The organism is Armatimonadota bacterium (assembly GCA_020354555.1).
Lineage (GTDB): Bacteria > Armatimonadota > Hebobacteria.
On sequence record CP070648.1, the window covers coordinates 3,447,846 to 3,473,418 of the forward strand.

The 25,573-nt window shown below is 65.8% G+C and carries 20 protein-coding genes; 3 read left to right on the top strand and 17 right to left on the bottom strand.

Going from position 1 to position 25,573, the window contains the following annotated elements; translation table 11 throughout:
- The first annotated feature begins 9 nt into the window (after positions 1-9).
- Positions 10-3,969, top strand: coding sequence for an Ig-like domain-containing protein (locus JSV65_14135; GenBank protein UCH33693.1), 3,960 nt, complete (start codon positions 10-12; stop codon positions 3,967-3,969).
- Here JSV65_14135 and lnt read toward each other — a convergent pair.
- The gene (gene lnt, locus JSV65_14140; GenBank protein ID UCH33694.1) at positions 3,966-5,486 is read right to left on the bottom strand and encodes an apolipoprotein N-acyltransferase; all 1,521 of its coding nucleotides are present in this window, start codon (positions 5,484-5,486) and stop codon (positions 3,966-3,968) included. The two genes, JSV65_14135 and lnt, sit on opposite strands and share 4 nt — an antisense overlap.
- A 98-nt stretch (positions 5,487-5,584) precedes the next feature.
- Between lnt and JSV65_14145 the strand changes: the two genes are divergently transcribed.
- Positions 5,585-6,244 carry a hypothetical protein gene (locus JSV65_14145; protein UCH33695.1) on the top strand — a complete coding sequence of 220 codons (660 nt, stop codon included), beginning with the start codon at positions 5,585-5,587 and terminating at the stop codon, positions 6,242-6,244.
- 95 nt (positions 6,245-6,339) lie between these two features.
- Here JSV65_14145 and JSV65_14150 read toward each other — a convergent pair whose 3' ends face one another.
- The 12 genes from JSV65_14150 to JSV65_14205 all read right to left on the bottom strand — a co-directional run bounded on the left by JSV65_14150 (position 6,340) and on the right by JSV65_14205 (position 19,538).
- Positions 6,340-7,119: a hypothetical protein gene (locus JSV65_14150; protein UCH33696.1), complete on the bottom strand. Its 780-nt coding sequence runs from the start codon at positions 7,117-7,119 to the stop codon at positions 6,340-6,342.
- 143 nt (positions 7,120-7,262) lie between these two features.
- Entirely contained in the window at positions 7,263-8,597 is a 1,335-nt protein-coding gene (glnA, locus tag JSV65_14155; GenBank protein UCH33697.1) for a type I glutamate--ammonia ligase, read from the bottom strand.
- A gap of 59 nt (positions 8,598-8,656) precedes the next feature.
- A complete protein-coding gene (locus JSV65_14160) occupies positions 8,657-8,995 on the bottom strand; it encodes a P-II family nitrogen regulator (protein UCH33698.1) in 339 nt (112 codons plus the stop codon).
- Between the two features lie 59 nt (positions 8,996-9,054).
- Positions 9,055-10,227 carry an ammonium transporter gene (locus JSV65_14165; protein ID UCH36786.1) on the bottom strand — a complete coding sequence of 391 codons (1,173 nt, stop codon included), beginning with the start codon at positions 10,225-10,227 and terminating at the stop codon, positions 9,055-9,057.
- Positions 10,228-10,329: 102 nt separating this feature from the next.
- A complete protein-coding gene (locus JSV65_14170; GenBank protein ID UCH33699.1) occupies positions 10,330-10,557 on the bottom strand; it encodes a hypothetical protein in 228 nt (75 codons plus the stop codon).
- A gap of 316 nt (positions 10,558-10,873) precedes the next feature.
- Complete coding sequence (gene guaA / locus JSV65_14175) at positions 10,874-12,424, bottom strand: glutamine-hydrolyzing GMP synthase (protein ID UCH33700.1); 1,551 nt, start codon at positions 12,422-12,424, stop codon at positions 10,874-10,876.
- A complete protein-coding gene (locus tag JSV65_14180; protein UCH33701.1) occupies positions 12,421-13,164 on the bottom strand; it encodes a response regulator transcription factor in 744 nt (247 codons plus the stop codon). The genes guaA and JSV65_14180 overlap by 4 nt, the downstream gene beginning before the upstream one ends.
- Positions 13,165-13,168: 4 nt before the next feature.
- On the bottom strand, positions 13,169-14,632 hold the full coding sequence (locus JSV65_14185; GenBank protein UCH33702.1) for an amidophosphoribosyltransferase: 1,464 nt from the start codon (positions 14,630-14,632) through the stop codon (positions 13,169-13,171).
- 18 nt (positions 14,633-14,650) lie between these two features.
- Entirely contained in the window at positions 14,651-15,388 is a 738-nt protein-coding gene (locus JSV65_14190; protein ID UCH33703.1) for a hypothetical protein, read from the bottom strand.
- Between the two features lie 61 nt (positions 15,389-15,449).
- Positions 15,450-17,051, bottom strand: coding sequence for an alpha-hydroxy-acid oxidizing protein (locus JSV65_14195; protein UCH33704.1), 1,602 nt, complete (start codon positions 17,049-17,051; stop codon positions 15,450-15,452).
- On the bottom strand, positions 17,038-18,189 hold the full coding sequence (locus tag JSV65_14200) for a glutamine amidotransferase family protein (protein ID UCH33705.1): 1,152 nt from the start codon (positions 18,187-18,189) through the stop codon (positions 17,038-17,040). Before JSV65_14200 ends, JSV65_14195 begins: the two co-directional genes overlap by 14 nt.
- A gap of 11 nt (positions 18,190-18,200) precedes the next feature.
- Positions 18,201-19,538, bottom strand: a complete 1,338-nt coding sequence (locus tag JSV65_14205) for a 4Fe-4S dicluster domain-containing protein (GenBank protein UCH33706.1) — start codon at positions 19,536-19,538, stop codon at positions 18,201-18,203.
- 272 nt (positions 19,539-19,810) lie between these two features.
- On the opposite strand from JSV65_14205, the gene JSV65_14210 reads away from it, so the two are divergent.
- Positions 19,811-20,848 (top strand): DUF128 domain-containing protein, encoded by a 1,038-nt coding sequence (locus JSV65_14210; GenBank protein ID UCH33707.1) that lies wholly within the window; start codon positions 19,811-19,813, stop codon positions 20,846-20,848.
- A gap of 16 nt (positions 20,849-20,864) precedes the next feature.
- On the opposite strand, the gene JSV65_14215 is transcribed toward JSV65_14210, so the two are convergent.
- From JSV65_14215 to JSV65_14230, 4 genes are all read right to left on the bottom strand, one after another.
- Positions 20,865-21,677, bottom strand: a complete 813-nt coding sequence (locus tag JSV65_14215) for a trypsin-like peptidase domain-containing protein (protein UCH33708.1) — start codon at positions 21,675-21,677, stop codon at positions 20,865-20,867.
- Positions 21,678-21,725: 48 nt separating this feature from the next.
- Positions 21,726-23,813, bottom strand: coding sequence for a PDZ domain-containing protein (locus JSV65_14220; GenBank protein UCH33709.1), 2,088 nt, complete (start codon positions 23,811-23,813; stop codon positions 21,726-21,728).
- A 301-nt stretch (positions 23,814-24,114) separates the two neighbouring features.
- Positions 24,115-24,606: a tryptophan-rich sensory protein gene (locus tag JSV65_14225; protein UCH33710.1), complete on the bottom strand. Its 492-nt coding sequence runs from the start codon at positions 24,604-24,606 to the stop codon at positions 24,115-24,117.
- A gap of 201 nt (positions 24,607-24,807) precedes the next feature.
- Positions 24,808-25,257, bottom strand: a complete 450-nt coding sequence (locus JSV65_14230) for an Hsp20/alpha crystallin family protein (GenBank protein ID UCH33711.1) — start codon at positions 25,255-25,257, stop codon at positions 24,808-24,810.
- Positions 25,258-25,573: the final 316 nt, after the last annotated feature.

A 25,573-nucleotide genomic window follows, 5' to 3' on the forward strand; every position in this document is an offset into this window, starting at 1 on the left:
CTCTGTGCCGTGCTTCTAGCCATCACAGCCGGGCTGTGCTTCTCGCCGAGCCGCTGCGACGCGCTGGAGGAAGTCCACACCGTTGTCCAGGATTTCCTGCGCGGGCAGTATGACGGCGGCACCGCTCTCACCGATACCGCCGGCGGCGAGGTGACAGCGGCCCCTTGGGGACGACTCGCATCGGACGGCTTCCAGCCTGTTACCTCTCTGCCGTATGCCGCCGAGGGCGTCTGCCTCGTGGCAAGCCACGGCTGGCTCTATGCCGCAGGCGGCTGGGATGGCGCCTCGGCGCTGTCCTCGGTGTATCGGGCTGAGATCGGCGCGGCCGGGGGCCTCGGCGCCTGGCAAGCGTGTGGATCGCTGGCGGCCGGCCGCGCGTACGCCGGCATCGCGGTCGCAAATGAGCACGTCTTCATCGCCGGCGGATGGGACGGCACGGCAGTTTGTGCCAGCGTCTATTCCGCCGCCATCGCGGCTGATGGCAGCCTCGGTTCGTGGCAGCCAGTCGCATCATTGCCGGCAGCGGCACGCGGGCTCTCTCTCGTCGCTGCCGAAGGGCGCCTCTTCGCTTGCGGCGGCCAGCTCACCTCGGGCGATTACACCGGCGCCGTCTATGCCGCCGCCGTCACCGCGCACGGAGAACTCCAGCCCTGGGCCGGCGTATCGGTCTTGCCGGAAGCTTTGGCCTGGCACGGCACGGTCAGGGCCGGCTCGCACATCTACGTCGCGGGCGGCGTCAACGCTTTGGGCGCGCGCGATGCGGTTTACTCGGCGCAGCTGACCCCCGGGGGATTGGGGGCCTGGTATCAGTGCGGAACACTGGCCACACCCAGCTACGGGGCTGCCGGCCTCGGCGCTGGCGGCCACTTGATGCTCCTCGGGGGAGACACCGTCTCCGGTCCCGTCGCAGGGATCGCCGCCGCAGCGCTTGCCCCGGGCGGCGGCATGGGATCGTGGTACGCCACTCCGGCCGACACTGACATTCTTCCCAAGCCGCTGCGCTATCACGCCTGCGCGCGCAGCTCTGACTGGGTCTACGCCGCGGGCGGGTATTCATCGAGCGGAGGACTATCGAGCGCCGTTTACTGCTGCGCCATCGCTGATGGATGCGTCGGGCCCGTGGCGCCGGTGACTTCTCTGGTAGAAGCCAACGGCAGCCCGGCCGCCGCAGCCAACAGCAGCCATGCATACATCCTGGGCGGGCGCACCAGCTCGGGCTACACCGCAGCTGCGTACTGTGCCGCCATCGCACAGAACGGGTCGCTGGGGCCGTGGACGAGCACCACCGCTTTGCCCGTAGCCCGTGCATACGCCTGCGCCGCGGCCACGGACACTTACGTTTACTTCATTGGCGGCGAGAGCGCCGGCAGCCCATCGGCCGCCGTGTATCGTGCCGCGATTAACCCCGACGGCAGTCTCGGAGCGTGGTCGGCGACGTCCTCCCTGCCCGGACCGCGGTCGAAGGCCGCGCTGATCGTGGCGGGCGAGTATCTCGTCCTGTCGGGTGGATATAACGGGTACGGCCCTACATTCGACGTGTACTACGCTCACATCAACGCCAATGGCAGCCTTGGCGCATGGCAGAGCACGACCGACCTGCCGGTGCTATTGCAGTCGCATGCTATGGCTGCCACCGCTGGCCGCGCATACGTCTTGGGGGGCGATGCCGGTCGCGGCGGCGTGCGCGATGATGTCTACCATGCCCAGATCAACGGCAACGGCACGCTTGGCGCGTGGACGGCTACGACAAGCATCCCCGCCGCAATGACCGGTCACGCCGCGTTCGGTAGTGATGGTTATGTCGCAGTCGTCGGCGGCTTGGCAGGTGGCTCTTACCGATCTCACATACACGTCGCCAAGGCAGACGGCGGCGGCGCTCTCGGAGCGTGGTCCACCCCGTCCGCCCTGCCCTTGCCGATCGCCAACCATGGCGCCGCTCTCGGTCGCGGCTATATCTTCACCGTCGGCGGAGCGAACGCCCTCGGCCGACGCGCGGAGTGCTACAGCGCCCCGAAGCCGGGAGCCAACCAGCTGTCTCGCTTCTGTGGTCGGTTCACCTCCGGCTCTGAGGTGCACTTCGGGACGCTTGCCTGGACCGGCAATGGGTGGGTGCGCTATCGCATTGCGCCCTTCGCCACCGGCATCTACGGCGCGTGGAGCGACTACCTCACTTCAGGCGCTGCGAGCGTCGAGGCGAATGCGGGCTATCTCGAATACGAGATCGCCATGGGCACGTGGCCGGGCGACCCGCAGGACGTATCCGAGATCAGCGTGACATTATTCCCCGTTGCGCCCGGCATCAGCTCGCCGGTGGATGGCGCGGTCACCAACGACCCCGCATGTACCGTGAGCGGCACTGCGCCGGTCGGCAGCACCGTCACCGTCTATGACAACGACGTCGAAGCCGGCAGCGGCGGGGCGCCCGACGGCACTTTCGCGGTCCCGATTACGTTGGTGGAAGGCGTGAACGTCCTGAAGGCTACGGCGACTACCGGCGAGGGCACCAGCCCGTTCTCGAATGAGGTCACGGTGACCCTCGACACGCAGCCGCCGACGTGCGCGCTTACCGCTCCTGCCGACGGCGCATACCTGCGCGGCGCGGTGACGGTCTCGGCCACGGCGAACGATAATCGCGGTGTGACCAAAGTCGAGTTTTACGTTGCCTCGGAGCTGCGCAACGTGGACTTCGCCGCACCGTATTCCTGGCAATGGAACACCCCGGACGATAGCGACGGGCCGTACACCGTTGAAGCCATCGCCTATGACGAGGCGACCAATACCGCGTCGGATTCCCGTGATGTCAACGTGGACAACACGCCGCCTCACGTGTCATCCACCGATCCCACCAACGGCCAGGAGTCGGTAGCACTCACTGCTGACGTGGTGGCGGTCTTCGATGATGTGATGGATCCCGCGACGATCGGTACCGGTACGTTCGTGCTCGAAGACCAGTACGGCGCGCCGGTCAGCGGCAGCGTGTCGTACGATTCCGGGACACACGCCGCGACGTTCGACCCGGACGCCAATTTCGAGCCCGGGCGCTCCTACACGGCGACGTTGAAGGGCGGGACGGGGAACATCGCCGACATGGCGGGCAACGTGCTCGCCGCGGACTATGTGTGGAGCTTCACTGCGGGCGACGACACGCCGCCGACAGTGGCCATCACCGACCCAAGCAACGGCGCCACCGTCTCCTGGATAGTCGGCGTCACTGCTGATGCGGACGACAACATGGGGGTGACCCGGGTCGAGTTCTACGTCAACGATGCGTTGGAGTTCACCGACGACGCGGCGCCGTACCAGTATGACTGGCAGACCGTCGCCCTCCCGGAGACGACCTACACGCTGAAAGCCGTCGCCTGGGACGCCTCAGACAACTACGCGGAAGACTCCGTGACCGTCACGGTTGACAACACGTCGTTCGACGATGTTCCCTGGGACTTCTGGGCGCGGCGCTATATCGAGGCGATCAAGCGCGAAGGGATAACCGGCGGCTGCGCGGCCAACCCACCGTTGTATTGCCCGACGAACTCGGTGCGGCGCGACCAGATGGCCGTGTTCCTCGTCCGCGCGATGGGGCTGACGCCGCTCGACCCGGAGACGCCGACGTTCGTTGACGTGCCGAAGACGTATTGGGCGTACCAATGGATTGAGGCACTGGTGGCGTCCGGTGTAACTTCCGGATGCATCGCCAATCCGCCGCAGTACTGTCCCGAACGCGAGGTGCGGCGCGATCAGATGGCCGTGTTCTTGGTGCGGGCGTTGGGTTTGACGCCGCTCAACCCGGAGACACCGACGTTCGTTGACGTGCCGAAGACGTATTGGGCGTACCAATCGATTGAGGCGCTGGTGGCGTCGGGCGTGACATCCGGATGCATTGCCAATCCGCCGCAGTATTGCCCCGAAAGGCCGGTGCGGCGCGACCAGATGGCCATATTCTTGTGTCGCGCGTTCGACATACCGTATTAGCGCCTGCTCGTTCGTCGCGAACGGCGTCGGACTAGGGCTGCCGCGGCCCACGCAAGCACGCCGATCGCGCACGACATGGAAAAGACGGGACCGAGCCGCCGGTACAGCGTATCGGCGGCTCGCGGCTTGATATCCGCCACCACTACGCCGCGCTCCATGAGACCGAGGGAACTCATCACGCGGCCCAGCGGATCGAAGAAGCACGATATCCCGGTCGCCGCGCCACGTGCGACGTACAGCCCTTCCTCGATCGCGCGGAATCGCCCAATCTGCAGGTGCTGAGCCGCAGCTGCGGTGCGCAGAAACCAGGCGTCGTTGGTGATGATGCAGAGCGTCTGTGCCCCGCGATTGGCCTCCTGGCGTGCGATGTGAGGAAAGACCGATTCGAAGCAGATCATAGGACCAACCGCGAGGCGGCCGACGCGCAGCACGCGATGCTCGACCCCACGCGTGATATCGGTGTCACGCACGCGGTAGTGACGCAGCAGCGGCAGCCATTTTCGCCAAGGCACGTACTCACCGAACGGCACCAGGTGCACCTTGTCGTAGCGACCGGTGACGCGCGCGCGCGGTGACACCGCGTAGGCGGAGTTAAACCCGCGCCCGTCCTCGTACGCCGGCCCTCCGACGAGCATCCAGATCCCGTGCGCGCGCGCCGCCGACGTCACACGCTCGCGCACCAGGCCTTCGTAGTCCAGGTAACCCGGCACTGCGCTCTCCGGCCAGATCACAAGTTCCGCCCCCTGCGCAGTCGCATCGCGCGTCAACTCCTGGTAGGCCGATAGTTCCGCGCGCTGCTGATCCAGGGTCAGGGGCACGTTGAGTTGCTCGACGGTTAGCCAGGACTTGATGCTGGCCTGGGCGATGCCGACTCGCACGGACGGCTGCCGGTCGGCGCGCAGCGCACGCTGAACGCCGGCGGCGTGCACTCCGCCCAAGGCGACCGCCGTAGCGGCCAGGGCACCCGCGTACATCATGGGCTGATATGCGAGGCTGCCCTCACGCCTCGCGGCGATGGCATGAGCAGCGGCGGCGTTCACCGTGACTACTACGAATGAGATGAGCGGCACGCCGCCGAAGGCGGCGAGCTGCGCCAGCCGCAGAAATGGGGCCTGGGAATGGCCGACCTGGCCCCAGGGTACGCCGAATTCGCCCGCTCCGCGCGCAAACTCAAACGCAGCCCACGCCACGCCGACAGCGAGCACACGCCAGGCAGAGCGCGGAGCGATAACGCGCGCGGCCGCCGCCGTCAGCACAAACGCGAGCCCCTGTATCAGGGCCAGCAGCGCCCACGGGAGATAACCGAAGATGGCCACCCAATACATCAGCGCCGCAAAGAAGGCAAATCCCGCCAGCCAGCTTCCGACAACGAGGATCGGCCAACTCGCCGTGAAGGCCACGACGAGCCACGGCACGAGCGCGACCCACGCCAGCGGCCATAGATCGAAACGCGGATACGCGAGCGCGAGGACGACGCCGGAGGCGACGCATATTGCGAGATGAGCAGCGGTTCGCATGGTCCGCACCGCTGTCACAGATTCGCCTCGCCCCGGCGCGCCGCCTGCAGCTTCACTTGGCAGCCGCCGCCGCGCAAGCTATAATGAACAGGCGAACCATGAGACATTTGCCCCAGGGCGTGTTGCTTTTTGTGTGTATCCTGGCATGCGGCTGTGCGCGGACGCCGTCAGAGTTCACCGACCCCGGCGCGCCCAAGCGTCAGCTCATCGCCCAGTTTACCCTTGCCGCCCCGGCTGACCCGGCGTTCTACTACTTCGTCGCGATTGATACGAACGGCGTCTCAACCGACGGCCCCGTGCCTATCGTGGCCAATCCCTCCGCGCCCATCCCGGCCACCGGCGTGCCGCTTCTGATCTCGGATTCCACCGCGCCGCCGCCGTTCTATCTCCAGCACCATCAGGGGGCGTTCTTCCAGTACAAGGAGCTGTACTTCATCGGCCCGCCCTACCAGGCCGGCGTCTCGCAGGACGGCCTCACCGTCGCCGTCATCATGGATCTCGATCAGATCACTACCACCGTCCAGCAGATCGAAGTGAACGTCATCACCGCCGACCGCCTGCTGCCGCCGGAGAGCCAGTTCATCGAGTTGAACTACGATGGCCTTGGGCCCTCGGGCAACAGTTACATCATCATTCCGGTTGACGTCAGCGGTCTCTACGACAACGCCGGGGCGCTGATTCCCGAGCGCGAAGGCGACACGTCGTTTCCCGCGCTCGATATCACGGACTGGAGCGTGGAGGTGCGGCTGACGGGATAACCCACAGCCGCTTCCGCACCGACGAGGGCTGCCCGGGGATTCCCCGGCGCCGATTCCCGCAGGCGACAACACGTTGCCCGCGGCGATCCGTTCCCCTAATGCGCGGCGATGAAATCGCGCATCCACTCGGCCTGTTCGCGGTGCCCGTCTATCAGCACCGCCCCCAGTATCGAGTAGCCTGCGATCTTTCCGCGTTCGAGATAGCCAGCAATGCGCTCGAACTGGAAAGCAAGCCTCTCGACCGGCACCGGCGCGGGTATGCCGTAGTCGCGCAGGTAACAGCCGATAACCAGCGGCTTGCCTGGGAACAGGTCGCCCGCGCGATCCACCTCTCCGTCGAGTTGCTCGAGGTCGCTGCTCTGCCACACCCACAGGTTGACGATATCAATGTGCGGCGCGACGGTCGCCCAGAAGTCGGCATCCCCAAGCTCGTGCCCGTACACGACGCCCCACATCCTCAGCGCCGGGTTGTGACTGGCGAGCCCGGCGCGCGTCGCCGCCAACTGCTCGACGGTGTAGCCGTGCTTCTTCATGATGCCCTTGAGGTCGTCGAAGAAGCCTCCCGTCACATTGGGAAAATCGCGGGACAGGCGGCTGACCTGCTCGGCCTCGGCGCGCGTGCCCTCCGGTGTACCCAGTTGCGCGCGGTCAACGCCCTCGCGGTCGAAGCCGGGATAGCTCTGCGAGATGTCGCACGTGACCTCGTCGAGGTCTGCCAGCTTCTCCAACGCGTAGCGATCATTGGGATGAAACAGGAAGTTGGCGCGAGTCAACCCGAAGTAGCGGCAGCCCTCGCCCAGGCCGTACATCGAGGGATACACGCCCGGATCGATGCCCTGTCCCTCCCACACCCAGCCGACGTCCTGCATTCGCATGATGCCGCTCTCCGTTGTCGGTTGCTGACGCGACGCCAGCGTGTTTTCCGCCGCCGGCCAAGCCCAGTGGCTCTGACCATGCCCGTCGTCGCGGCGCGGCAGCTACACGTCGGGGGGCGCGCAGGCCCCGCGGCTGCCATCACTCACAGGATCGGCAGGTATCGGTCGAGTTCATAGCCGTGAACCTGAGCGCGGTATTCCTGCCACTCGATCTTCTTGTTGGCGATGAAGTTGTCGAAGATGTGGTCGCCCAGCGCCCCGCGCAGGACGTCACTTCCCTCGGCGAGTTCGATTGCGTGACCGAGGTCTTCGGGCAGGCTCTCAATACCCCGTTTGGCACGCTCCTGTTCAGTCATCTCGTAGACATTCTCTTCGACCGGAGGCGGACACTCGCACTTATTCTCGATTCCATCCAACCCGGCGGTCAACATCGCGGCGAAGGCGAGGTAGGGGTTGCACGCCGGGTCGGGCGAGCGGAACTCGATCCGCGTCGCCCTCTCGCGGCCCGGCTTGTACACGGGCACCCGGATGAGGTCCGAGCGATTGCGCTGCGCCCACGACAAGTACACCGGCGCCTCGTAGCCCGGCACCAACCGCTTGTAGGAATTCACCCACTGGCTGCATACGAGGCAGATCTCTTGCGCGTGCTTGAGCAGGCCGGCGATGAAATGCTTGCCCGTCTCCGAGAGATGGTACGAGTTCTTGGGATCGAAAAACGCGTTCTTCTCGCCCTGGAACAGCGACATGTGGGTGTGCATGCCGCTGCCGTTCTCGCCGTAGATCGGCTTCGGCATGAAGGTCGCGTAGATGCCGTGGCGAAGAGCGATTTCCTTCACCACCAGTCGGTAGGTCATTACGCTGTCCGCCATCGTCAGCGCGTCGGTGTAGCGCATGTCAATCTCGTGCTGACTCGGTGCCACCTCGTGATGGCTGTACTCGACGCCGATGCCCATCTCTTCGAGCGTCAGCACCGTCTCGCGCCGCAGATCGTGCGCCACATCGAGCGGCGTCAGGTCGAAGTACCCGCCCCGATCGAGCACCTCCGGCGGCCCCTCGGAGGAGCGGAAATAGAAGTACTCCAACTCCGGGCCGACGTAGTACGTGTAGCCCATGTCCCGCGCCCGCTTGAGCACGCGCTTGAGCGCCCAGCGGGGATCGCCTTGGTACGCAGATCCATCCGGCTCCACGATGTCGCAGAACATCTTCGCCACCGCGCGATGCTCCTTCGGTCGCCACGGCAGCAGCGTAAACGTGCTCGGATCCGGCTTCGCCACCATGTCGCTCTCGTCAATCCGCGCGAAGCCTTGGATCGAGGAGCCGTCGAACCCCATCCCTTCGTCGAGCGCGCCCTCGAGCTCCTCAACCGTGATCGAAAAGCTCTTGAGGAATCCCAGGATATCGGTGAACCACATGCGGATGAACTTCACGTCGTGTTCCTTGGCCATCTTCATCACATAGTCTCGGTCCTTGGTCTCCATCCCTCATTGCCCTCCTTGTGTGAGTTGCAGTGACTGCTCGGGCACCTGTTCCGGCGCCCTCAGATTGCGTCGTCTCCGCCTTCGCCGGTGCGCACGCGCACCGCATCGTCCACGGGCAGCACGAACACCTTGCCGTCTCCTTCTTCCCCGGTGCGGGCGTTCGCCACAATCGCGCGCACGATCAGCGGCACGTCCTCGTCAAGGGCCGCGATCTCCAGCTTCATCCTCGACAGCAGCTCGGCGAAATACTGCTTCCCGCGCCACTGCTGGCGTATGCCTCGCTGCTTGCCGTGCCCTTTGACCTCCGTGACCGTCAGGCCGGGATAGCTCAGCTCGGCCAGTGCCCGGCGCACCTCTTCCAGACGCTCGGGCCGGATGATCGCCTCGATCTTCTTCATTGCCGCTGGCTCCTTCGACGCGTCATATCGCAGACCTCCCCTCGCTGCGCCTCACGGCCTCAGAACCCATAAGCGGTTTCGCTGTGTTGCGACAAGTCGAGACCCATTTCCTCTTCATCCTCTGTCACCCGGAGGCCCATCGTCGCGTCCACGAGCTTGAGGAGCATCAGGCTGACCACGAAAGAATAGCCGACCGTGGCCGATACCGCGGTCGCCTGCGCCGCCAGCAGATTGGGATTGCCGAACACAAGCCCATCAGCGCCTCCCGGGTTCACCAGTGTGGACGCGAAGATTCCCGTCGTCAGCGCGCCGAGGGTGCCGCCGGCGCCGTGGATGCCCACGACATCCAGCGAATCATCGTACCCCGCGCGCCACTTGACCTGCACCGCGCCGTAGCACACGAGGCCGGCCAGTCCGCCGATCAACAGTGCCGGCATCGGCGCGACGAAGCCGGACGCGGGGGTGATCGCCACCAGCCCTGCAACGCAGCCCGACGCGGCGCCGAGCGCGGTTGGTTTCCCCCGGTGAATCCATTCCCCCGCGACCCACGAGAGAGCGGCCGCCGCCGCCGCGAGATGTGTCACCACGAATGCGCTGCACGCGACGCCGTTGGCGGTGAGCGCGCTGGCGGCGTTGAACCCGAACCAGCCGAACCACAGAATCCCAGCCCCCAGAACAGTCAGCGGCAGGTTATGCGATGCGAACACGGACGAGCCATACCCTCGGCGCCGTCCGAGCACGAGCGCCGCTGCCAGCGCGGCCGCGCCTGAGCTGATGTGCACCACCGTGCCGCCCGCGAAGTCCAGCGCACCCAGTTCCCGGATCCATCCCCCGACGCCCCACACCCAGTGCGCCACCGGCGCATACACCAGCAGGCACCACAGCACCGTGAAGGCAACGAATCCGGGAAAACGCATCCGCTCGGCGAAGGCCCCGGTGATGAGAGCAGGCGTGATGACGGCGAACATCCCTTGGAAGATCATGAACGCCAGATGCGGAATTGTGGCCGCGTAATCCGGGTTCGGCGCCTGCCCGACACCTCTCAGCCCAAGCCACGCCAGGCCGCCGATGATGTGGCCGCGATCCGGGCCGAACGCCAGGCTGTAGCCGGCAACTGCCCACAGCACCGATACCAGCGCGACGATGAAGAAGCTCTGCATGATAGTGCCGAGCACGTTCTTCTGCCGCACCATGCCGCCGTAGAAAAGGGCCAGCCCCGGGGTCATGAACATCACCAGCGCCGCCCCCGCCAGCACGAACGCCGTGTCCCCGGCGCTGACCTGCCCGCTCAACCTCCCGCCCTTCCTTGGCTCGCCGGTCGTTGCCTTCGCACGCTACGCTTGCCTCTCAGACAGCCGAATCAGATAGTCCAGGTAATGAAGCACCAGGCTCACCTTCGCCCGCCCCGACTCAGAGGCGACATCCTCGCCAGGCTCCAGGTCGTTCATCGCTTGTGCCGCATCCCGCGCCAGGCTGCGTACGGTGCCGCGGAATAGCTCCGCTCTCCTTCTCGCCGTGCACACGCCGGCCGCTGGGTCACTCTGCTCACTCACAGGCCGCATTGTCCACCTCTCCCTTTCACGATGCGGCGCACCAGCGCGTCGTATAGTGTCAGGATACCAGGCGTATGTTTCGGGCACGTTTCGCGCGAGTGAAATCACGATGAATTCTCCGATGTTCTATCCCTTCGGCGAGTTGTCAGAAATCGATGTCGAGTTGCGTCGTGATAGAATCATCGAGGGCGTGGTCGTGTTACGCGGGCCGTGTTGCGGCACGGTTTCCGGCATGCGAGAGTTGCGTGAAATGTAGCCCCGTCGCCATCGCTGAGAACGAGGAACGGGCCGAGACTCGCGCGACAGGTGATCCAGGCGGCGCGGCCTACTCCCACTCGATCGTCGCGGGCGGCTTGGAGGTGATGTCGTAGACGACCCGGGTGACGCCGGCGACCTCGTTGACGATCCGGTTGCTCAGCGTCGCCAGCATGGCGCGCGGCAGGTCGGCCCAGTCCGCGGTCATCGCGTCGTCTCCGGCGACGGCGCGCACGATGGCTGTCTCGCCGTACGTGCGCTGGTCGCCCATGACGCCCACGCTGCGGATCGGCGCGAGCACGGCAAAGGCCTGGAACAGCTTGCGGTAGAAGCCCGCCGCCGTGATCTCGTCAATGATGATCCGGTCGACCTGGCGCAGCGTGGCGAGGCGCTCCTCAGTTACCTCGCCGAGGATGCGCACGGCCAGGCCGGGGCCGGGGAACGGCTGGCGCCACGCGATTTCATCGGGCAGGCCGAGTTCCGTCGCCACCGCGCGCACCTCGTCTTTGAACAGGCTGCGCAGCGGCTCGACGAGCGCGAGCCCCATCTTCTCCGGCAGCCCGCCTACGTTGTGATGCGACTTGATGACGGCGGCCGACCCGGTCCCGCTCTCGATGACGTCGGGATACAGCGTGCCCTGGGCGAGATAGCGGACGTCGCCCAGCTTGTGCGCTTCCTCCTCGAACACGGTCACGAACTCGCGGCCGATGATGATGCGCTTCTGCTCGGGATCGGCGACCCCGGCGAGCTTGGCGAGAAATCGCTCCTGGGCCTGCACGTGGATCAGGTTGACGGGCAAGTGCTTGGTGAACGTATCTACGACCTGGTCGGCTTCTCCCGCGCGGAGCAAGCCGTGGTCAACGAACACGCAGACGAGTTGCTCGCCCACGGCGCGGTGCGCGAGCGCGGCGACCACGGCCGAATCCACGCCTCCGCTGAGCGCGCAGAGGACGCGCCCATCGCCGACCTGCTCGCGAATCGCCGCCACCGATTCCTCGATGATCGAGGCCGGCGTCCACAGCCCCCGGCAGCCGCACTGACCGTAGAGGAAGTTGCGGAAAATCTCCATGCCGCGCGGCGTGTGCACGACCTCGGGATGGAACTGGACGCCGAACAGCTTGCGCTGCTGATCCGACATCGCGGCGATGTGCTGTGCCGTGCGCGCGGTCACGCGGAACCCGTCGGGAGGACGGATCACCGCGTCCCCGTGGCTCATCCACGCAATGACGACGCGATCGTCGAAGCCGTGGAAGAGATCGTCGGTGGACTCGATGCGCAGCTCCGCCTTGCCGTACTCGCGGATGCTGCCCGGCGCGACTTCGCCGCCCAGCTCGCGGGCCATCAACTGCATGCCGTAGCAGATGCCGAGAATCGGGATGCCCGACGCATACAACCCGGGATCGCACCGCGGGGCGTCCTGCTCGTACACGCTCGCCGGGCCGCCGGAGAACACAATGCCCTTGGGCCGCATGGCAGCGATGTCAGCGGCGGGCTTATCGTGGGGGACGATCTCGCTGTAGACGCGACACTCCCTGATGCGCCGCGCGATCAGCTGCGCGTACTGGGCCCCGAAGTCGAGGACCGCGACGAGTTCGTCGTCCGGGCGCGCGGTGCGTTTCATCCCGTGCCTCGCGGGGGGGCCGACCGCGCGACGCGCGGCGGCTCGGTCTCGGCCGCCTGCGTGCGAGGGGGGCGGAAGGCGTAGCCAACGCCGCGGATGGTGTCAATGCTCCGCCGCCCGACATCCCCCAGCTTTGCGCGCAGGCGCCGAATGTGAACGTCAACCGTCCGCGTGCCGCCGACATAGTCGTAGCCCCACACGCTGTTGAGAATCTGATCGCGCGTGAAGACTCGCCCGGGCCGGGTGACGAGGGACTTGAGCAGTTCGTATTCCTTCAGCGTCAGGTCCACGCGCACGCCGCGAACCTTCACATCGTAGCTGTCGGGGTCGAGCGCGAGATCGCCGCTCCGGATGACGGTCGCCGAGACCGCGCCGTCTGCGCGCGCCGCAAGACGTAGAAGCCTTGCGCGAAGTTCGGCGTCCCGATACGGTGCGCTCACGAAGTCATCAATGTCGGCGCAGGAATTGAAGCTCGGCAGCCGCTGCTCCGGCACGACCGCCAGCACGGGGACCTCCCGGAGCCGGCGGATGCCCTTGATCGCGGCGCACAGCTCTGTCTCAGCCACGCCGGCGTCGCCGAGGTCGAAGAAGATGACATGCGGCAGGCGGACGTGTTCGGCCCGGTCTTCCAGTTCGTCCGGCCCCAGGTGAGCGACGTCGCCGCCGACGCGCGTCACGTCGTCGTGTAGGCGGCCCGCGCGAGCGGGGTCCGAGCTAATCACGAGGACGCGCAACGACATCGGACTATGTCTCTGCCGCTGGCGGTGGTTGCTCCTCCAGCGCGAACTTGCGGGTCTTGATCTCGTCCGGTATCGGGATGGGATAATCGGCGTCGAAGCATGCCAAGCAGAACAGCGCGCGCGGCAGGCCGACCGCCTCGATCAGGCCCTCGGTTGTCTGGTAGCCCAGGGTGTCGGCCTCGATCGCCCGACAGATATCTTCGACCGACTCCACTCGCGCAGCGAGCAACTCGCGGCGGTCGCTGGTGTCCACGCCGTAGAAGCATGGATATCGGTACGGCGGCGCGGTGATGCGCACGTGGATTTCCCGCGCGCCCGCTTTCCTGATCAAGCCGACGATGCCGTGCTTGGTCGTGCCGCGCACGATCGAATCGTCTACGACTACGACGCGCTTGCCCGCGAGCACCTCCTGCATCGCGGTCAGCTTGAGCCGCACGCCCAACTCGCGCTGGCGCTGATCCGGCTGGATGAATGTCCGCGCGATGTAGCGGCTCTTGATCAGTCCCTGCCCAAAGGGGATCCCCGACTCCTCCGCATATCCGATCGCGGCCGGCCACCCCGTGTCCGGCACGGGGATGACGAGATCCGCATCCACCGGATAGGTCTGCGCCAGCTTGCGCCCCATGCGGCGCCGGGCCTCGTGGATGAGCTTGCCGTAGATGTGACTGTCGGGGCGCGCGAAGTAGATGAACTCGAAGATGCACATCGCCGGCCGCCCGGGGCGTGCGATAGTCCTGGATCGCACGCCGTCGCCATCAATCGTAATCAACTCTCCCGGTTCGACCTCGCGCAGGAAATCCGCGCCGACGACGTTGAGCCCGCACGTCTCGGAGGCCACGACATGGCCGCGACTGTTGAGGCTGCCGAGGCACAGCGGCCGCACGCCGTTGGGATCGCGAAAGGCGAGTAGTCTGTCCTCGGTGAGAACGGCAACGGAGTACGCGCCGTGCCACGAGTGGCTCGCTTGAGCGATCGCTTCCTCGAGATCGCCGCACTGCTCCCAATGGCTCCCGATCAAGCGCGCCATGAGGCCGCTGTCGGTCGTGCAGTCACCCGGCGGCTGGTCGCCGCAGACGTCTCGGGCGAGGTCATGCAAGTTGACCAGGTTACCGTTATGCGCCAGTGCGACGGTACCGGCGGCGCTGGGCACGACAACCGGCTGGACGTTGTGATGTCGGCTGGCGCCGGTGGTCGAATAGCGCGTGTGGCCGACGGCCATGTGACCCCGCAGGCCGCTCAGGCGCTTTTCGTCGAACACTTGCTGCACCAGGCCCATTTCCGCGTGCACGTTGAGGCCGGTGCCGTCCGACACCGCGATGCCCGCGCTCTCCTGGCCGCGGTGCTGCAGCGCGAACAAGCCGAAATACGTGTGCCGGGCAACATCCTCGCCCGGCGCGTAGATACCGAATACGGCACACTCCTCCCGACATTCACCCAATCGAGTCTCCAGCTCGGCCAAAGCACTCATGCGTCTGCGACCTCCCGGTTAAGCAGCATACTTCCCTCCATATGGCCGATGTGAGGAAGGCACGAGCGTGGTGAACGGATGGCTCAGGATTGCTTTCGCGTTCAGCCCGAACTCGCGGGCATACTCCTCGACGTAAGCACGGAGCTGCCGCAAGTCGTCCTCACCGGCCGGGCGGATGGTGACGTGATCGTCAGCGGTCTGCGACGGATCCACGTCCCCTCTGAAGTATATCATACCTCCATGCATGCCGGTAGCGCAATAGTCTCCGACCAGAGGATGCCCCTGACGCCCGTTCAGCCCCAGCACGACGAGCACTCCGCCGGCCATGTATTCGCCCAGGAAATCCGCGGCCGTCCCGCCCACGACGAGTACCGGAACCTGCGCCCGGTACGCCTTCATGTGAATACCCACGCGGTAGCCGACGTCGCCCCGCACCAGGATCTTCCCGCCGCGCATGCCATAGCCGATGACATCTCCGGCATCGCCGTGGACGACGAGCGTCCCGCCGTTCATCGTATTGCCGACCGCGTCCTGCGCATTGCCGTGGACGACCACGGTCGGCCCGTCCATGAACGCGCCGAGGTCGTTCCCCGGCACGCCGTGGACGTCTATCCGCACCTGCCGCTCGACGCCGTCGCCAATGTAGCGCTGGCCGTTGACGTTGGCGAGTTCAATGCTTTCCTCGCCCGCAGCAACAGCTTCCCTGATCCGCGCGTTTAGCTCGCGATAGTGCAGCCCTTGCGCGTCAATTCTCATGTGCTGCGATCCCTTCGTCATGTCCCGAATTGCCGTACCGTCTCGGAGACTGGGCGGCTCCTCACGCGCCGACCCCCGCCGGCTTGACCCCGAGCACGTCGAGCGTGCTCGGGTCCACATCCAGCCCGCGCAGGCGTTCTTTGCTGCCGCGCAAGCTCTCCACCGCGTTGAGCCCGAGAGCGCCGAGGATCTCCTCGAGTTCGGCGCTCCACGCTCGCACCAGGTTCGCGATCCTCCGCGCGCCGACGAGCGGGTCAATGCGGCGAGTCAACTCCGGGTCCTGGGTGCAGATGCCCCACGAGCATCTGCCGGTGTAGCATTTCTGGCACAGCGTGCAGCCCAGCGCCAACAGCGCCGCGGTACCGATCGCCACCGCGTCCGCCCCGAGCGCAATCGCCTTCGCCATGTCGGCGCTGGACCGAATCCCGCCCGCCGCGATGAGCGACGCCTGGTTGCGTATCCCCTCCTGCCGCAGGCGTTCGTCAACCACCGCGACCGCGATCTCGACCGGGATCCCGAGGTGGTCTCGAATCACCGTCGGCGCCGCCCCGGTTCCCCCGCGAAAGCCGTCGAGGTAGATGATGTCCGCGCCCGCGCGGACGATGCCGCTCGCTATCGCCGCGACGTTGTGCACCGCCGCGATCTTCACGCACACCGGCTTGGCGTAGTCCGTCGCCTCCTTGATCGCGTAGATGAGTTGGCGCAGATCCTCGATGGAGTAGATGTCGTGCTGCGGCGCGGGCGACAGCGCATCCGATCCCACCGGGATCATCCGCGTTTGTGATACCTCCAGGGACACCTTCTCTCCCGGCAGATGGCCGCCGATGCCCGGCTTGGCTCCCTGGCCGATCTTGATCTCGACCGCGGCGCCGGCGTTGAAATAGCCGGCGTGTACGCCGAAGCGGCCGGAGGCGCACTGCACCACGGCGCAGTGGGCATATGGCCGCAGGTCTTCATGCAGTCCGCCCTCGCCGGTGTTCCACAGGATGCCGCATTCGGCCGCGGCCATCGCAATCGCTTTCTGCGCGGGCAGGCTGATCGAGCCGTAGGACATCGGCGCGAAGACGATCGGCGTCGCGATTTCCAGATTCGGATCGAGTCGTGTCTTCAGCGCGAGCGCACTCCCCGGCCCGGCGTCCAACTCGACGCGCTCCGGCTTGCGGCCGAGGAACGTTCGCAGTTCCATCGGCTCGCGCAGCGGGTCAATCGAGGGATTCGTGACCTGGCACGCGTCGAGCACGAGGTGGTCGAAGATCACCTGATAAGGGGCGTCGTTGCCCATCCCGGTCAGCAGTACGCCGCCCGTGTCGCCTTGCTTCCACACGTTCTTGCGATGGGTTACACTCCACAGCGCGTGCGGCTTGTAGTGCTGGGGGTTGGGCGCGACGACGATGCATTTCTCCGGGCACATCGCCTCGCACCGGTGGCAGCCGACACACTTGTTGTGGTCGGCCCCGACGCGGTCCTGCCACGACAGAGCCCGCCACCCGCACTGCATCACGCATCTCTTGCAGCGGCGGCAGCGCTCGGTATCGTTGCGCCATACGAACTCCGGTGGCGAATAGAGCGGCACCACGTCGGCGCGGGGTCTCGTGTGATCCGGCGCAAACTCCGCTTCGGCGCCCGCGAGAGCATCTCTGGTATCGAGGTCAAGCTGTGGCATGAGCCACCTCCGTCGAGCTGACCAACGGGGCCGAGGTGCTGACGTCCTGGCCGCGGCACCCGATCACCGGCTCGCCTGCGCGCGGCGACCACACCGTGTCGGGGTTCGCGCACATCGCGCGAATTGCCGCCTCCTCGCTTGAGATATAAAGGAAGTCGTCCTTGCGCGCGGCGACCATCGGTCGCAGCTTGATGCGGTCGTTCACCCCCACCATCCCGTCGCGGTGGGCGAAGATGATGGCGAACGGCCCGTTAACCAGTGCGCTCGCATAGACCTGGCGCAGGGCGCGGTAGAGGTCGCGCTGCTCCGGCTCCATACGGTCCACCGCCTTCCAGAACGGCGGCGCAATGACTTTGCACGCCACTTCGATGGGCAGACCGTGACGCCGCACCAGCAAGTCGAGCAGGTACGCCATTACCTCGGTGTCCGTGCGCATCGTGCAGCGATAGCCGAACATCTCGAGATAGCGCTTGTTAATGCCGTAGGACGAGATCTCCCCGTTGTGCACCACCGCCCAGTCGAGCAAGGTAAACGGGTGCGCGCCGGCCCACCACCCCGGCGTGTTGGTCGGGAAGCGGCCGTGCGCGATCCAGATGTAGGCCTGATAGTCCTCAAGGCGATAGAAGTCCGCGATGTCCTCCGCGTACCCCACGCCCTTGAACGCGCCCATGTTCTGTCCGCTCGAGAACACGTAGGCGTCGCTGACCTCCGCGTTTATCCGCATCACCTCGCGCAGCACGAAATCCTCGTCCGAGGCGGACTGGCTCTGGGCTACAGCTTCGGGCTTCGGTGTCGCGAAGTAACGCCACAGTAGGGGAGGATCCGCTACCCCCTCGACCAACCGCGTTGGAATCCTCTCGTCGCGCGCGCAGTCGAACCCGGTGTCGAGTGCCTTCTCCGCCGCGTCCTTGGCATCCGCGGAGTAATACATGATGTGGAACGCGAAGTGCCGCGGAAAGTCCGGGTAGATGCCGTACGCGGCAAAGCCGCCGCCCAGCCCGTTGGATCGGTCGTGCAGCAAGGCGATGGAATCGCGTATGCCGCGTCCGTCCACGCGTTCGCCCGTGAGGCTCATCATGCCGCTCAGCCCGCAGCCGGAGATGTTACGAGTATACAGATCCGCTGTGTGGTGGTGCATCGCTGCCCTCCTTACGGGCGGCGGCGCTCGGGGCGCCATTCGAACAACTGCGTGAGTTCCGATCCGCCTGCCGCCGCCGGCTCCGGGAGTCCGAGCCGCTTGCGCTGCGAGGCGGAGCCCTCGACCAGCCGACCGGATTTGCGGAAGGCCGCCATGCCCTCCGCGGTGCCGGCGGGCGTCACGCCCCTCTCCGCCGCGAGCTGCTTCGCGACACGGAAGATATCCATCATGCTGTATCGCTGGAAGCACGCCTCCCGGCAAGTGCAGCACTCCACGCAGCGCCAGAACTCGCCCTCGCGCAGCACCTGGTCGACCTGTCCGTCCGAGAGTTGACGGATGATCCCGTTGGGATCGAACGCCACATCAACGCGCGTGACCGGGCAGTCAAATGCGCATGCGCCGCACTCCGCGCATTTGCGCAGTAGATCATAGTCCCAGCGCTCCCTCACGCGCTCGATGGCCTCGCGCTGCCCTTGCCACCGGATGAGGAAAGGCTGGATGTCAATGCGGTGAGACGACAAACCGAGATCGTCCGGTGCCAGGCCAAGCGCCAGCCCCAGGAGTTCGGTGTAGTACAACACGGGGACGTGGATTTGTTCACCCTTGCGCTGCAGCAGGAACTGCGTCGTGTCGTACTGCATGAAGCAGGCAGGGCAGGCCAGGCAGATCGCGTCCGCGCGCTCCGCGGCGACGTCGCGCAGCTTGCGCCGCGCCATCGCCTGAGCCGCATCCTGATCGTCAACGCGCGACAGCAGTCCGCCGCAGCACGACAGCTTGCCTTCGTAAGCAACGCTCGTCGCGCCGAGAGTCTCCACCAACTCGTCGAACTTGGTGGGGTGAGCCGGGTCGTCCACTGCGAGATCGGCGCTCGGCTTAAGCAGGTGGCATCCGTAATGGATGGCGATGCGCATGCCGGTGAGCGGCGCCGTGACGCGCTCGCCGATCGCCGACAGCCCGAAATCGCGGTGGAGGAATTCCAGGATGTGCGCGGTGCGCGCTGTGCCTCGATAGGAACGACCTACGCGGCGCAACTCGCGGTTGACCTCGCCCTGCGCTGCGGCGCTTGACGCAACCTCCGCCGCCGCGCCTTTCAGGGTGCCGAAGCAGCCCGGGCAGGGAGTGAGGAAGTCAACGCCGGCATCCTCGGCGATCGCGAGGTTCCGGGCGGCGGTGACGAGCCACTCGTCGTGGCCCATGTTCGCGACGGTGGTCTTCTCAGGACAGCAGGTGAGGCCCTCGGTGTCCGCGCAGTCCACGCCGAGGTGCTGCATCACCGCTCGCGTGGATTTCTCGATGTGGGGCAGGCGGCCCTGGACGTAGCATCCCCAGAAATAACCGTAGCGCGACATGGTACCATCTCCAGGCCGCGCCACTGGGGCCATTCGGGCTGCGTCGAGCCTCTTCGGTCGGCAGCCGGTAGTTTATTACCGTCAATATACCATAACACAATATACCACGTCAAGGGTTGGATTATGCGTTTTTTCGCCATTTACTGGGGTTAAGCGTGCCTTAAGCAGAGCGTTCACTTCAAATCACGCTTAACATAGCACGGCTTGACACGACGGCTCAGGAGTGCTAAACTACGTTCGATGGCGGCAATAATTGCCTACTAAGGAAAGACATGGCGGCAACTAAGCGGGAACAGGCGGCAGAAAGAACGAGCGCGGCGGCTCAACTGCGGCCGGACATCGAGCGCAAGGTGCTTGCGATTCTCCGGGTCGTCGCGGACGACGGCGGACCGGTTGGCGCAAGAATAATCGCCGACAAACTGCGCGCTCACGGCATTGAGTTGAGTGAGCGGGCGGTACGGTATCACCTCAAACTGATGGATGACCGCGGCCTGACCGAATCCCTGGGCGAGCAAGGCCGGGTCATCACGGACTACGGCAGGCAGGAGCTTCAGAGCGCTCGTGTCTCGGACAAACTCGGCTTCGTGATTTCTCGGGTTGACTCACTAGCTTACCGCGTGACGTTGGATCTCCGCACCGGGAAGGGGAAGATCATTCTGAATGCGAGCCTGCTGCCCGCGGACCGCTTCGCGGACTGCATCAACATCATGCGGCGCGTCTTTGAGGCAGGGTACTGCATGAGCGAGCTGGTTGCGGTGGCCGACGCCGGGGAGCACATTGGCGACTTGCGCGTGCCGCAGGGGAGCGTAGGCTTCGCCACCGTGTGCAGCGTGACGCTCAACGGGCTCCTGTTGAAGAGCGGCATCCCGGTCGAATCGCGCTACGGCGGGCTGCTCGAAATCCGAGATCGCCGGCCGTATCGCTTCACCGACCTCGTGGGGTATCACGAGTCAACCCTCGACCCCGCGGAGATCTTCATCGCGAGCAAGATGACGAGCATCAACACCGCGGCCACTGAGGGCGCCGGGAAAGTGCTGGCGAGTCTTCGCGAGGTGCCGGCGGTATGCCTTGCCGACCTGGAACGAGTCCTCGCGGGAGCGCGGAAGCACGGCTTGGGCGGTGTCCTCGCGGTGGGCAAGCCGGGGCAGCCGCTGCTCGGGGTTCACATCGGCATTGACCGCGTGGGTCTGGCGGTCGTCGGCGGCCTCGCGCCAGTCGCCGCGCTGGAGGAAAGCGGCATCGCGACCGTCAACAAGGCGATGACGGGCCTTGCAGAGATGCGCGACCTGCAGCTCGTCGCGCAGACGTGACGGCGCGGCGTCGGGTTCACTCCTGCGCCTGCTTGGCGACCTCGAGGACGTCGGCGGCCGGGAGGATCACCGCAAAGGCGCCGAGGTCTTCCGCTGCGCTCAGTGCCTCTGCGGAAGACGGGAGTCGGAGCAGTGTAATGCCGATCAGCCTGCCATCCACGGAAAACGCCGGAGTGCCGACCTCATCGCCGCCTTGCGGCACGTAAAGGGTGCGGGGTTTCGGGATGATCGCCTGAATACGATCCACGCGGGGAGCGATCGCCCAGTCGCCGAAGCCTGCCAAGCGGTTAAGCGTCACGACCTGGTCGAGAAGTTGCGGCGCAGCGGACTGCGCCAGGTCAACCGCGGCGAAAGGTTGAGGCAGTTCCTCCGTCGGGCGGACGAATGCCAGGTCGAGGTCCTTGTCGCGAAGTATGACCTTCGCGGGCACCTCCGTGCCGTCAGCCAGCCTGAGCTTGACGTCGGTGATCTGAGTGTCGACATTGAACGAGGGCATCCCCGGAATCGTCGGCATCCTGACGCGTTTGAATATCTCGCCCGGATCCATATTGGTGAGCGAGACGACGGTCAAGCCGTTCGGGGCGATGACGGTGCCATTGGCATCGGACTTGACCTCGCGCTCATTCGCCTCTGCCCCGCCGTAAGAGGTCGTTACCTTCACGACGAGTCGCACCGTGATTACCGCGTCCTGCCATTTCTCGACGATCTGACGCCCCTGCGCCGCCGGCTCGTCGGCCACGGCGTGAGGGGCGGACAGCCAGAGACATGCGAGCGCAGCAATCCACGCGGCGGCGCACTTCCCGGCACATCTGACCTGATCGCTTGCCATCTCCGTCTCCTTCACTGCTGACTTTACACGGCGTACGGCGCGTGCATTCTATTTCCCCGACTCGGGCCAGGCCGGACGCATATCGAGGTAAAGCCGATGGATCCCACGCCTGACCTGGAGCACGACGCTCTGCGGGCGGTCGCGCGCAACTTGCTTCATCGTTGCCTCGAGCGCCTCCACGTCGGCTATCGGAATCCCTTCGGCCTCGGTGATGAGATCGCCCGCCGACAGGCCTGCGATGGCTGCCCAGCCTCCCTCCCGCGCCTCCTGCACTAGGGCGCCGCGCTGGTCCTGCGGCCAGCGCTGCTCGATACGATCGAGGAAGGTGAGTTCGCGCGCGGTGAACTCGAAGTCTTCGTCACGGTAGCGCTTCATCTCGCGCGCGACCATGGGTGAAAGGGCGAGTTCCACCGGCACAGTGCGCTGCTCCCCGTTGCGGATGATCGTGAACTCGGCGGTGCTGCCCGGCGTTAGTCGGCGAACCATGGCCGGCAGGACCTCGACGTCACGCGCCTCGGCCGCCGGGATGTCCTCGCCGTTGAGCCCGACGATGATATCCCCGACCTCGAGCGCGGCTTTCTCCGCAGTGCTGTCGGGGTAGACCTGGGTCACGCGCACGCCGGTGCGGTCGGGCATGCCGAGATTCTCCGCCAGCTCACGCGTCAAGACCTGGAACGCCACCGGTAGCCACGCCTTGCGCACCTCGCGACCCGGATCATCCAGCTCCTTAATGCCCACCTTGACGACGGTCAGGTAGTGCTCGCCGCGCCGCACATAGGCGACCAGCGTCGGCACGGGTCGCTTGGTGCCCTCGGTGATGCGATTGGTGACTTCGATGAGATCCGAGAGCGTCTTGATCGGCGTGTCGCCGACGCGCACGATGGCGTCTCTCTCGCCGATCGCGGGGCGCGCGTCGCCGCACGGGCCCCCGGGTCGAACGCTCGTCACGAGCACGCCGTCGCGGCTGTCGAGTTGCATTTCCTTCACCGTCATCAGGGACAGGTCGCGCGCGCACATACCCCACTGCTTGAGCTCGCGCTCCTTCGGCGCGACCTTCTCTCGCTTCTCCGTCCGGACGCGCAGCGCGACCTCTTCACCGTTGCGCAGCACGACTGCCTGGACTTCCTTCCCGACCGGCAGGCCGAACACGAGCCGATTCAACGCGGCCATCTCCTCGCGGAACTGCACGTTGACATCTTGGCCCGCCAGCCTGATCAGCACGTCGCCGGGTCTGAACCCGGCTTTGTCCGCGGATGACCCGGTGATCGTGCCGCTGACCAAGACGCCGCGCTGCGGCGCTCGGTCGCGCAGCCGCGGTTGAACTTCCAGGCCGATCCAGGACCGGGTCACCTCGCCGTGCTCGATGAGCTGGGCGGCGATCTCTCGAGCGAGGTCGGCTGGAATTGCCGCGCCCAGACCCATGCGAAGCTCATTGATGCCGACGACCTTGCCCTGGAGGTTCACCAACGGCCCGCCGGAATTGCCGCCGTAGATCGGCGCGTCATGTGCGATCCAGCGGACGATGGAGCCGACATCCTCCCCTTCGAGCGTGATGCGGTAATACCAGGAATCATCCGGCATGACCAGCTCGTTGTTGGCCACGATGCCCATCGTCACCGACTGCGAGAACGCCAGCGGGCTGCCCATCGCCAGCACCTGGTCGCCCGGCTTCAGCTCGGAGGAGTCGCCGAACGACGCGACCGGGAACACCTTCGGCTCCTTCGGCTTCAGCTTGATGACCGCGATATCCGACAGCGGATCGGTACCCACAAGCTCCGCCTCGATCTCCTCCTTGTCGGCCAAGGTGCATACGATCCGCTTTGCGTTGCCTGCCACATGATGATTGGTGATGACGTGACCCTCGGGGGTGATGATGACGCCGCTGCCGGCGGTCTCGGACTTCTCCTCGCGGCCGCCCGAGTAGTTGACCTCGACGACGTCGAGCTTCACCAGCGCAGGCTTCACCGCACGGATCGCAGCGTCAACGATCTCCGCGGTGGCCGGCGGGGTGCCCTTCACGGCGGGCGCCGCGCGCACATCGCCTGCGCTGCTACAGACGGCCGCCACCGCGACTGAACCGAGCAACAGCGCCAACGCGGCGCACCGAGCGCATCGGCCGCGAATTACGATAACCATTGCGGCTAGCCCTTTCCTAATCGCGAGATACGGGACGTGCGGCGGAACGCGGAAGTCAATGTGCGGACAGAGGGATCGGCGCGCTTGTTACCGTGCGCTGGGCGCGGGCCGGGACGTTGAGCCACAGGAGACACTTCATCATCCCCCCGAGATCGTCGGTCGCTGTGACGGCCCCGCGACTGCCCCGGACCGCCGCTTGCGCGATCACCTCTGAGCGCTGCACTAGTTCGACGGACGCCATGTTCGTCCTTCACAGCGCCGGAGGGCGGTGCAGGCCGGCGATGTTCCGCCGCCGCGGGATCTAGCCGCTCGCCCCGGCGTTCATTCTCCATATCGCGAAGTTCAACGCGGCCGCGAAGCTGACCCAGGCGAGATATGGCATCATCAGAATGCCTGCGGCCGGAACCGTTTTCCAGAACGCGATAAGGGTCGCCAGGATCAGCCACCACAGCGCGACGATTTCCGCGAACGCCGCGCCGGGCATCTTGAGCCCGAAGAAAAGGGGGGTCCATGCTGCGTTGAACACGAGTTGGAGGCCGAAGAGCAGCAGCGGCACCGGCGCTCCCGCCGCTCCCGCCCGCCGCCACACGAGCCACGCCGCCGTCGCCATCATCAGGTAGAGCACCGTCCACGCCGGGCCGAACGCCCAGCTCGGCGGCGTCCAGGATGGCTTGTGCAACCGCTCGTACCAGTTCGAGCCGCCGGGGCCGCCGAGCGCCGCTCCCAGCGCAGCCGCGCTGAAACAGAGCAGCACGAAGACTCCGAATCCAATGAGGCGTTGCCCGAGACTCATCTCCACCTCCGCCGCCTTCCGAGGGTGCATGGCTCGCCCCTATCATACAGCGTGCCGGGGCAGCGCGCAACGGGTGCTTGGAGCAGCCCTCCGCGCATGCGGATTCCCCGCGTCGGCTACAAACCGGCGCAGAAACGACGAACCGCGAAGCGGGTTTAACCCGCTTCGCGGTCGCGTTCACTGTGCATGCGACATCTGGCCCTATTCGGGCTTAATCCTAACCGATTCGGCCTTCTCCTCCGGCTCCACTTTGGGCAGCGTGACCTCGAGCAGGCCATCCTTGAAGGACGCCTTGGCGGCGTCGCTCTTGATCTCGACAGGCACGGGAACGGTGCGATGGAACATGCCCCACGACCGCTCGCGGCGGTAGAAGCGGCGATCACGCTGCTCCTTCTCCTCGCTCATTTCCGCCCTGATCGTGAGGGCGTCAGGCGTCACCTCGATATCGAGGTCATCCTTCTTGACACCGGGAAGTTCCGCGCGCACGACGACGGATTCATCGGTCTCCTCAATGTCCACCGAAGGCACCCGCAGCCCCTCGCCCGTCCGCGCGAGCCCAGGTCGGCCGGTGAAGAAATCCTCGAACATACGGTCAATCTCATCCCTCATCCGGGACAGTCCCCCGAAGGGGTCCCACCTCATCAGGCTCATACGACCACCTCCGATTGAGATTCCGGGCTGCCGGCGAATACGAGCCTGCAGCCGCATCTCTTGTATGCTATGGCATGAGTGCAATGTTGTCAAGATATATGAGGCCAGTTGTGTATGCTCTGTGCGACAATACGTGCGGAGATACCGGACTGCCCAGGGGGCGTGGGGGCGGCTCCACTGAAGGGCTTGGCCCACAGATGCGGGAGCGAAGCCCCGGGACTGGGGCGAGAAAAAGGCATTCCCGACACTCAGGCGTCGTAAGGGGCCCGGAGAGCGCCCCGCCGATTGACAGGCGGGAGAACGGCGGGGTGAGGAG

Excerpts from the sequence above, each read along its gene's own strand:
- JSV65_14150 (UCH33696.1), bottom strand. The coding sequence starts at position 7,119 with ATGCGAATGCAGGACGTCGGCTGGGTGTGGGAGGGACAGGGCATCGAT.
- JSV65_14225 (UCH33710.1), bottom strand. The coding sequence starts at position 24,606 with ATGAGTCTCGGGCAACGCCTCATTGGATTCGGAGTCTTCGTGCTGCTC.
- JSV65_14145 (UCH33695.1), top strand. The coding sequence starts at position 5,585 with ATGAGACATTTGCCCCAGGGCGTGTTGCTTTTTGTGTGTATCCTGGCA.
- JSV65_14230 (UCH33711.1), bottom strand. The coding sequence starts at position 25,257 with ATGAGCCTGATGAGGTGGGACCCCTTCGGGGGACTGTCCCGGATGAGG.
- JSV65_14185 (UCH33702.1), bottom strand. The coding sequence starts at position 14,632 with ATGAGTGCTTTGGCCGAGCTGGAGACTCGATTGGGTGAATGTCGGGAG.
- JSV65_14195 (UCH33704.1), bottom strand. The coding sequence starts at position 17,051 with ATGCCACAGCTTGACCTCGATACCAGAGATGCTCTCGCGGGCGCCGAA.
- guaA (UCH33700.1), bottom strand. The coding sequence starts at position 12,424 with ATGAAACGCACCGCGCGCCCGGACGACGAACTCGTCGCGGTCCTCGAC.
- JSV65_14165 (UCH36786.1), bottom strand. The coding sequence starts at position 10,227 with ATGTTCATGACCCCGGGGCTGGCCCTTTTCTACGGCGGCATGGTGCGG.
- JSV65_14190 (UCH33703.1), bottom strand. The coding sequence starts at position 15,388 with ATGAGAATTGACGCGCAAGGGCTGCACTATCGCGAGCTAAACGCGCGG.
- glnA (UCH33697.1), bottom strand. The coding sequence starts at position 8,597 with ATGGAGACCAAGGACCGAGACTATGTGATGAAGATGGCCAAGGAACAC.
- JSV65_14210 (UCH33707.1), top strand. The coding sequence starts at position 19,811 with ATGGCGGCAACTAAGCGGGAACAGGCGGCAGAAAGAACGAGCGCGGCG.
- JSV65_14200 (UCH33705.1), bottom strand. The coding sequence starts at position 18,189 with ATGCACCACCACACAGCGGATCTGTATACTCGTAACATCTCCGGCTGC.
- JSV65_14215 (UCH33708.1), bottom strand. The coding sequence starts at position 21,677 with ATGGCAAGCGATCAGGTCAGATGTGCCGGGAAGTGCGCCGCCGCGTGG.
- JSV65_14205 (UCH33706.1), bottom strand. The coding sequence starts at position 19,538 with ATGTCGCGCTACGGTTATTTCTGGGGATGCTACGTCCAGGGCCGCCTG.
- JSV65_14160 (UCH33698.1), bottom strand. The coding sequence starts at position 8,995 with ATGAAGAAGATCGAGGCGATCATCCGGCCCGAGCGTCTGGAAGAGGTG.
- JSV65_14180 (UCH33701.1), bottom strand. The coding sequence starts at position 13,164 with ATGTCGTTGCGCGTCCTCGTGATTAGCTCGGACCCCGCTCGCGCGGGC.
- JSV65_14220 (UCH33709.1), bottom strand. The coding sequence starts at position 23,813 with ATGGTTATCGTAATTCGCGGCCGATGCGCTCGGTGCGCCGCGTTGGCG.
- JSV65_14170 (UCH33699.1), bottom strand. The coding sequence starts at position 10,557 with ATGCGGCCTGTGAGTGAGCAGAGTGACCCAGCGGCCGGCGTGTGCACG.
- lnt (UCH33694.1), bottom strand. The coding sequence starts at position 5,486 with ATGCGAACCGCTGCTCATCTCGCAATATGCGTCGCCTCCGGCGTCGTC.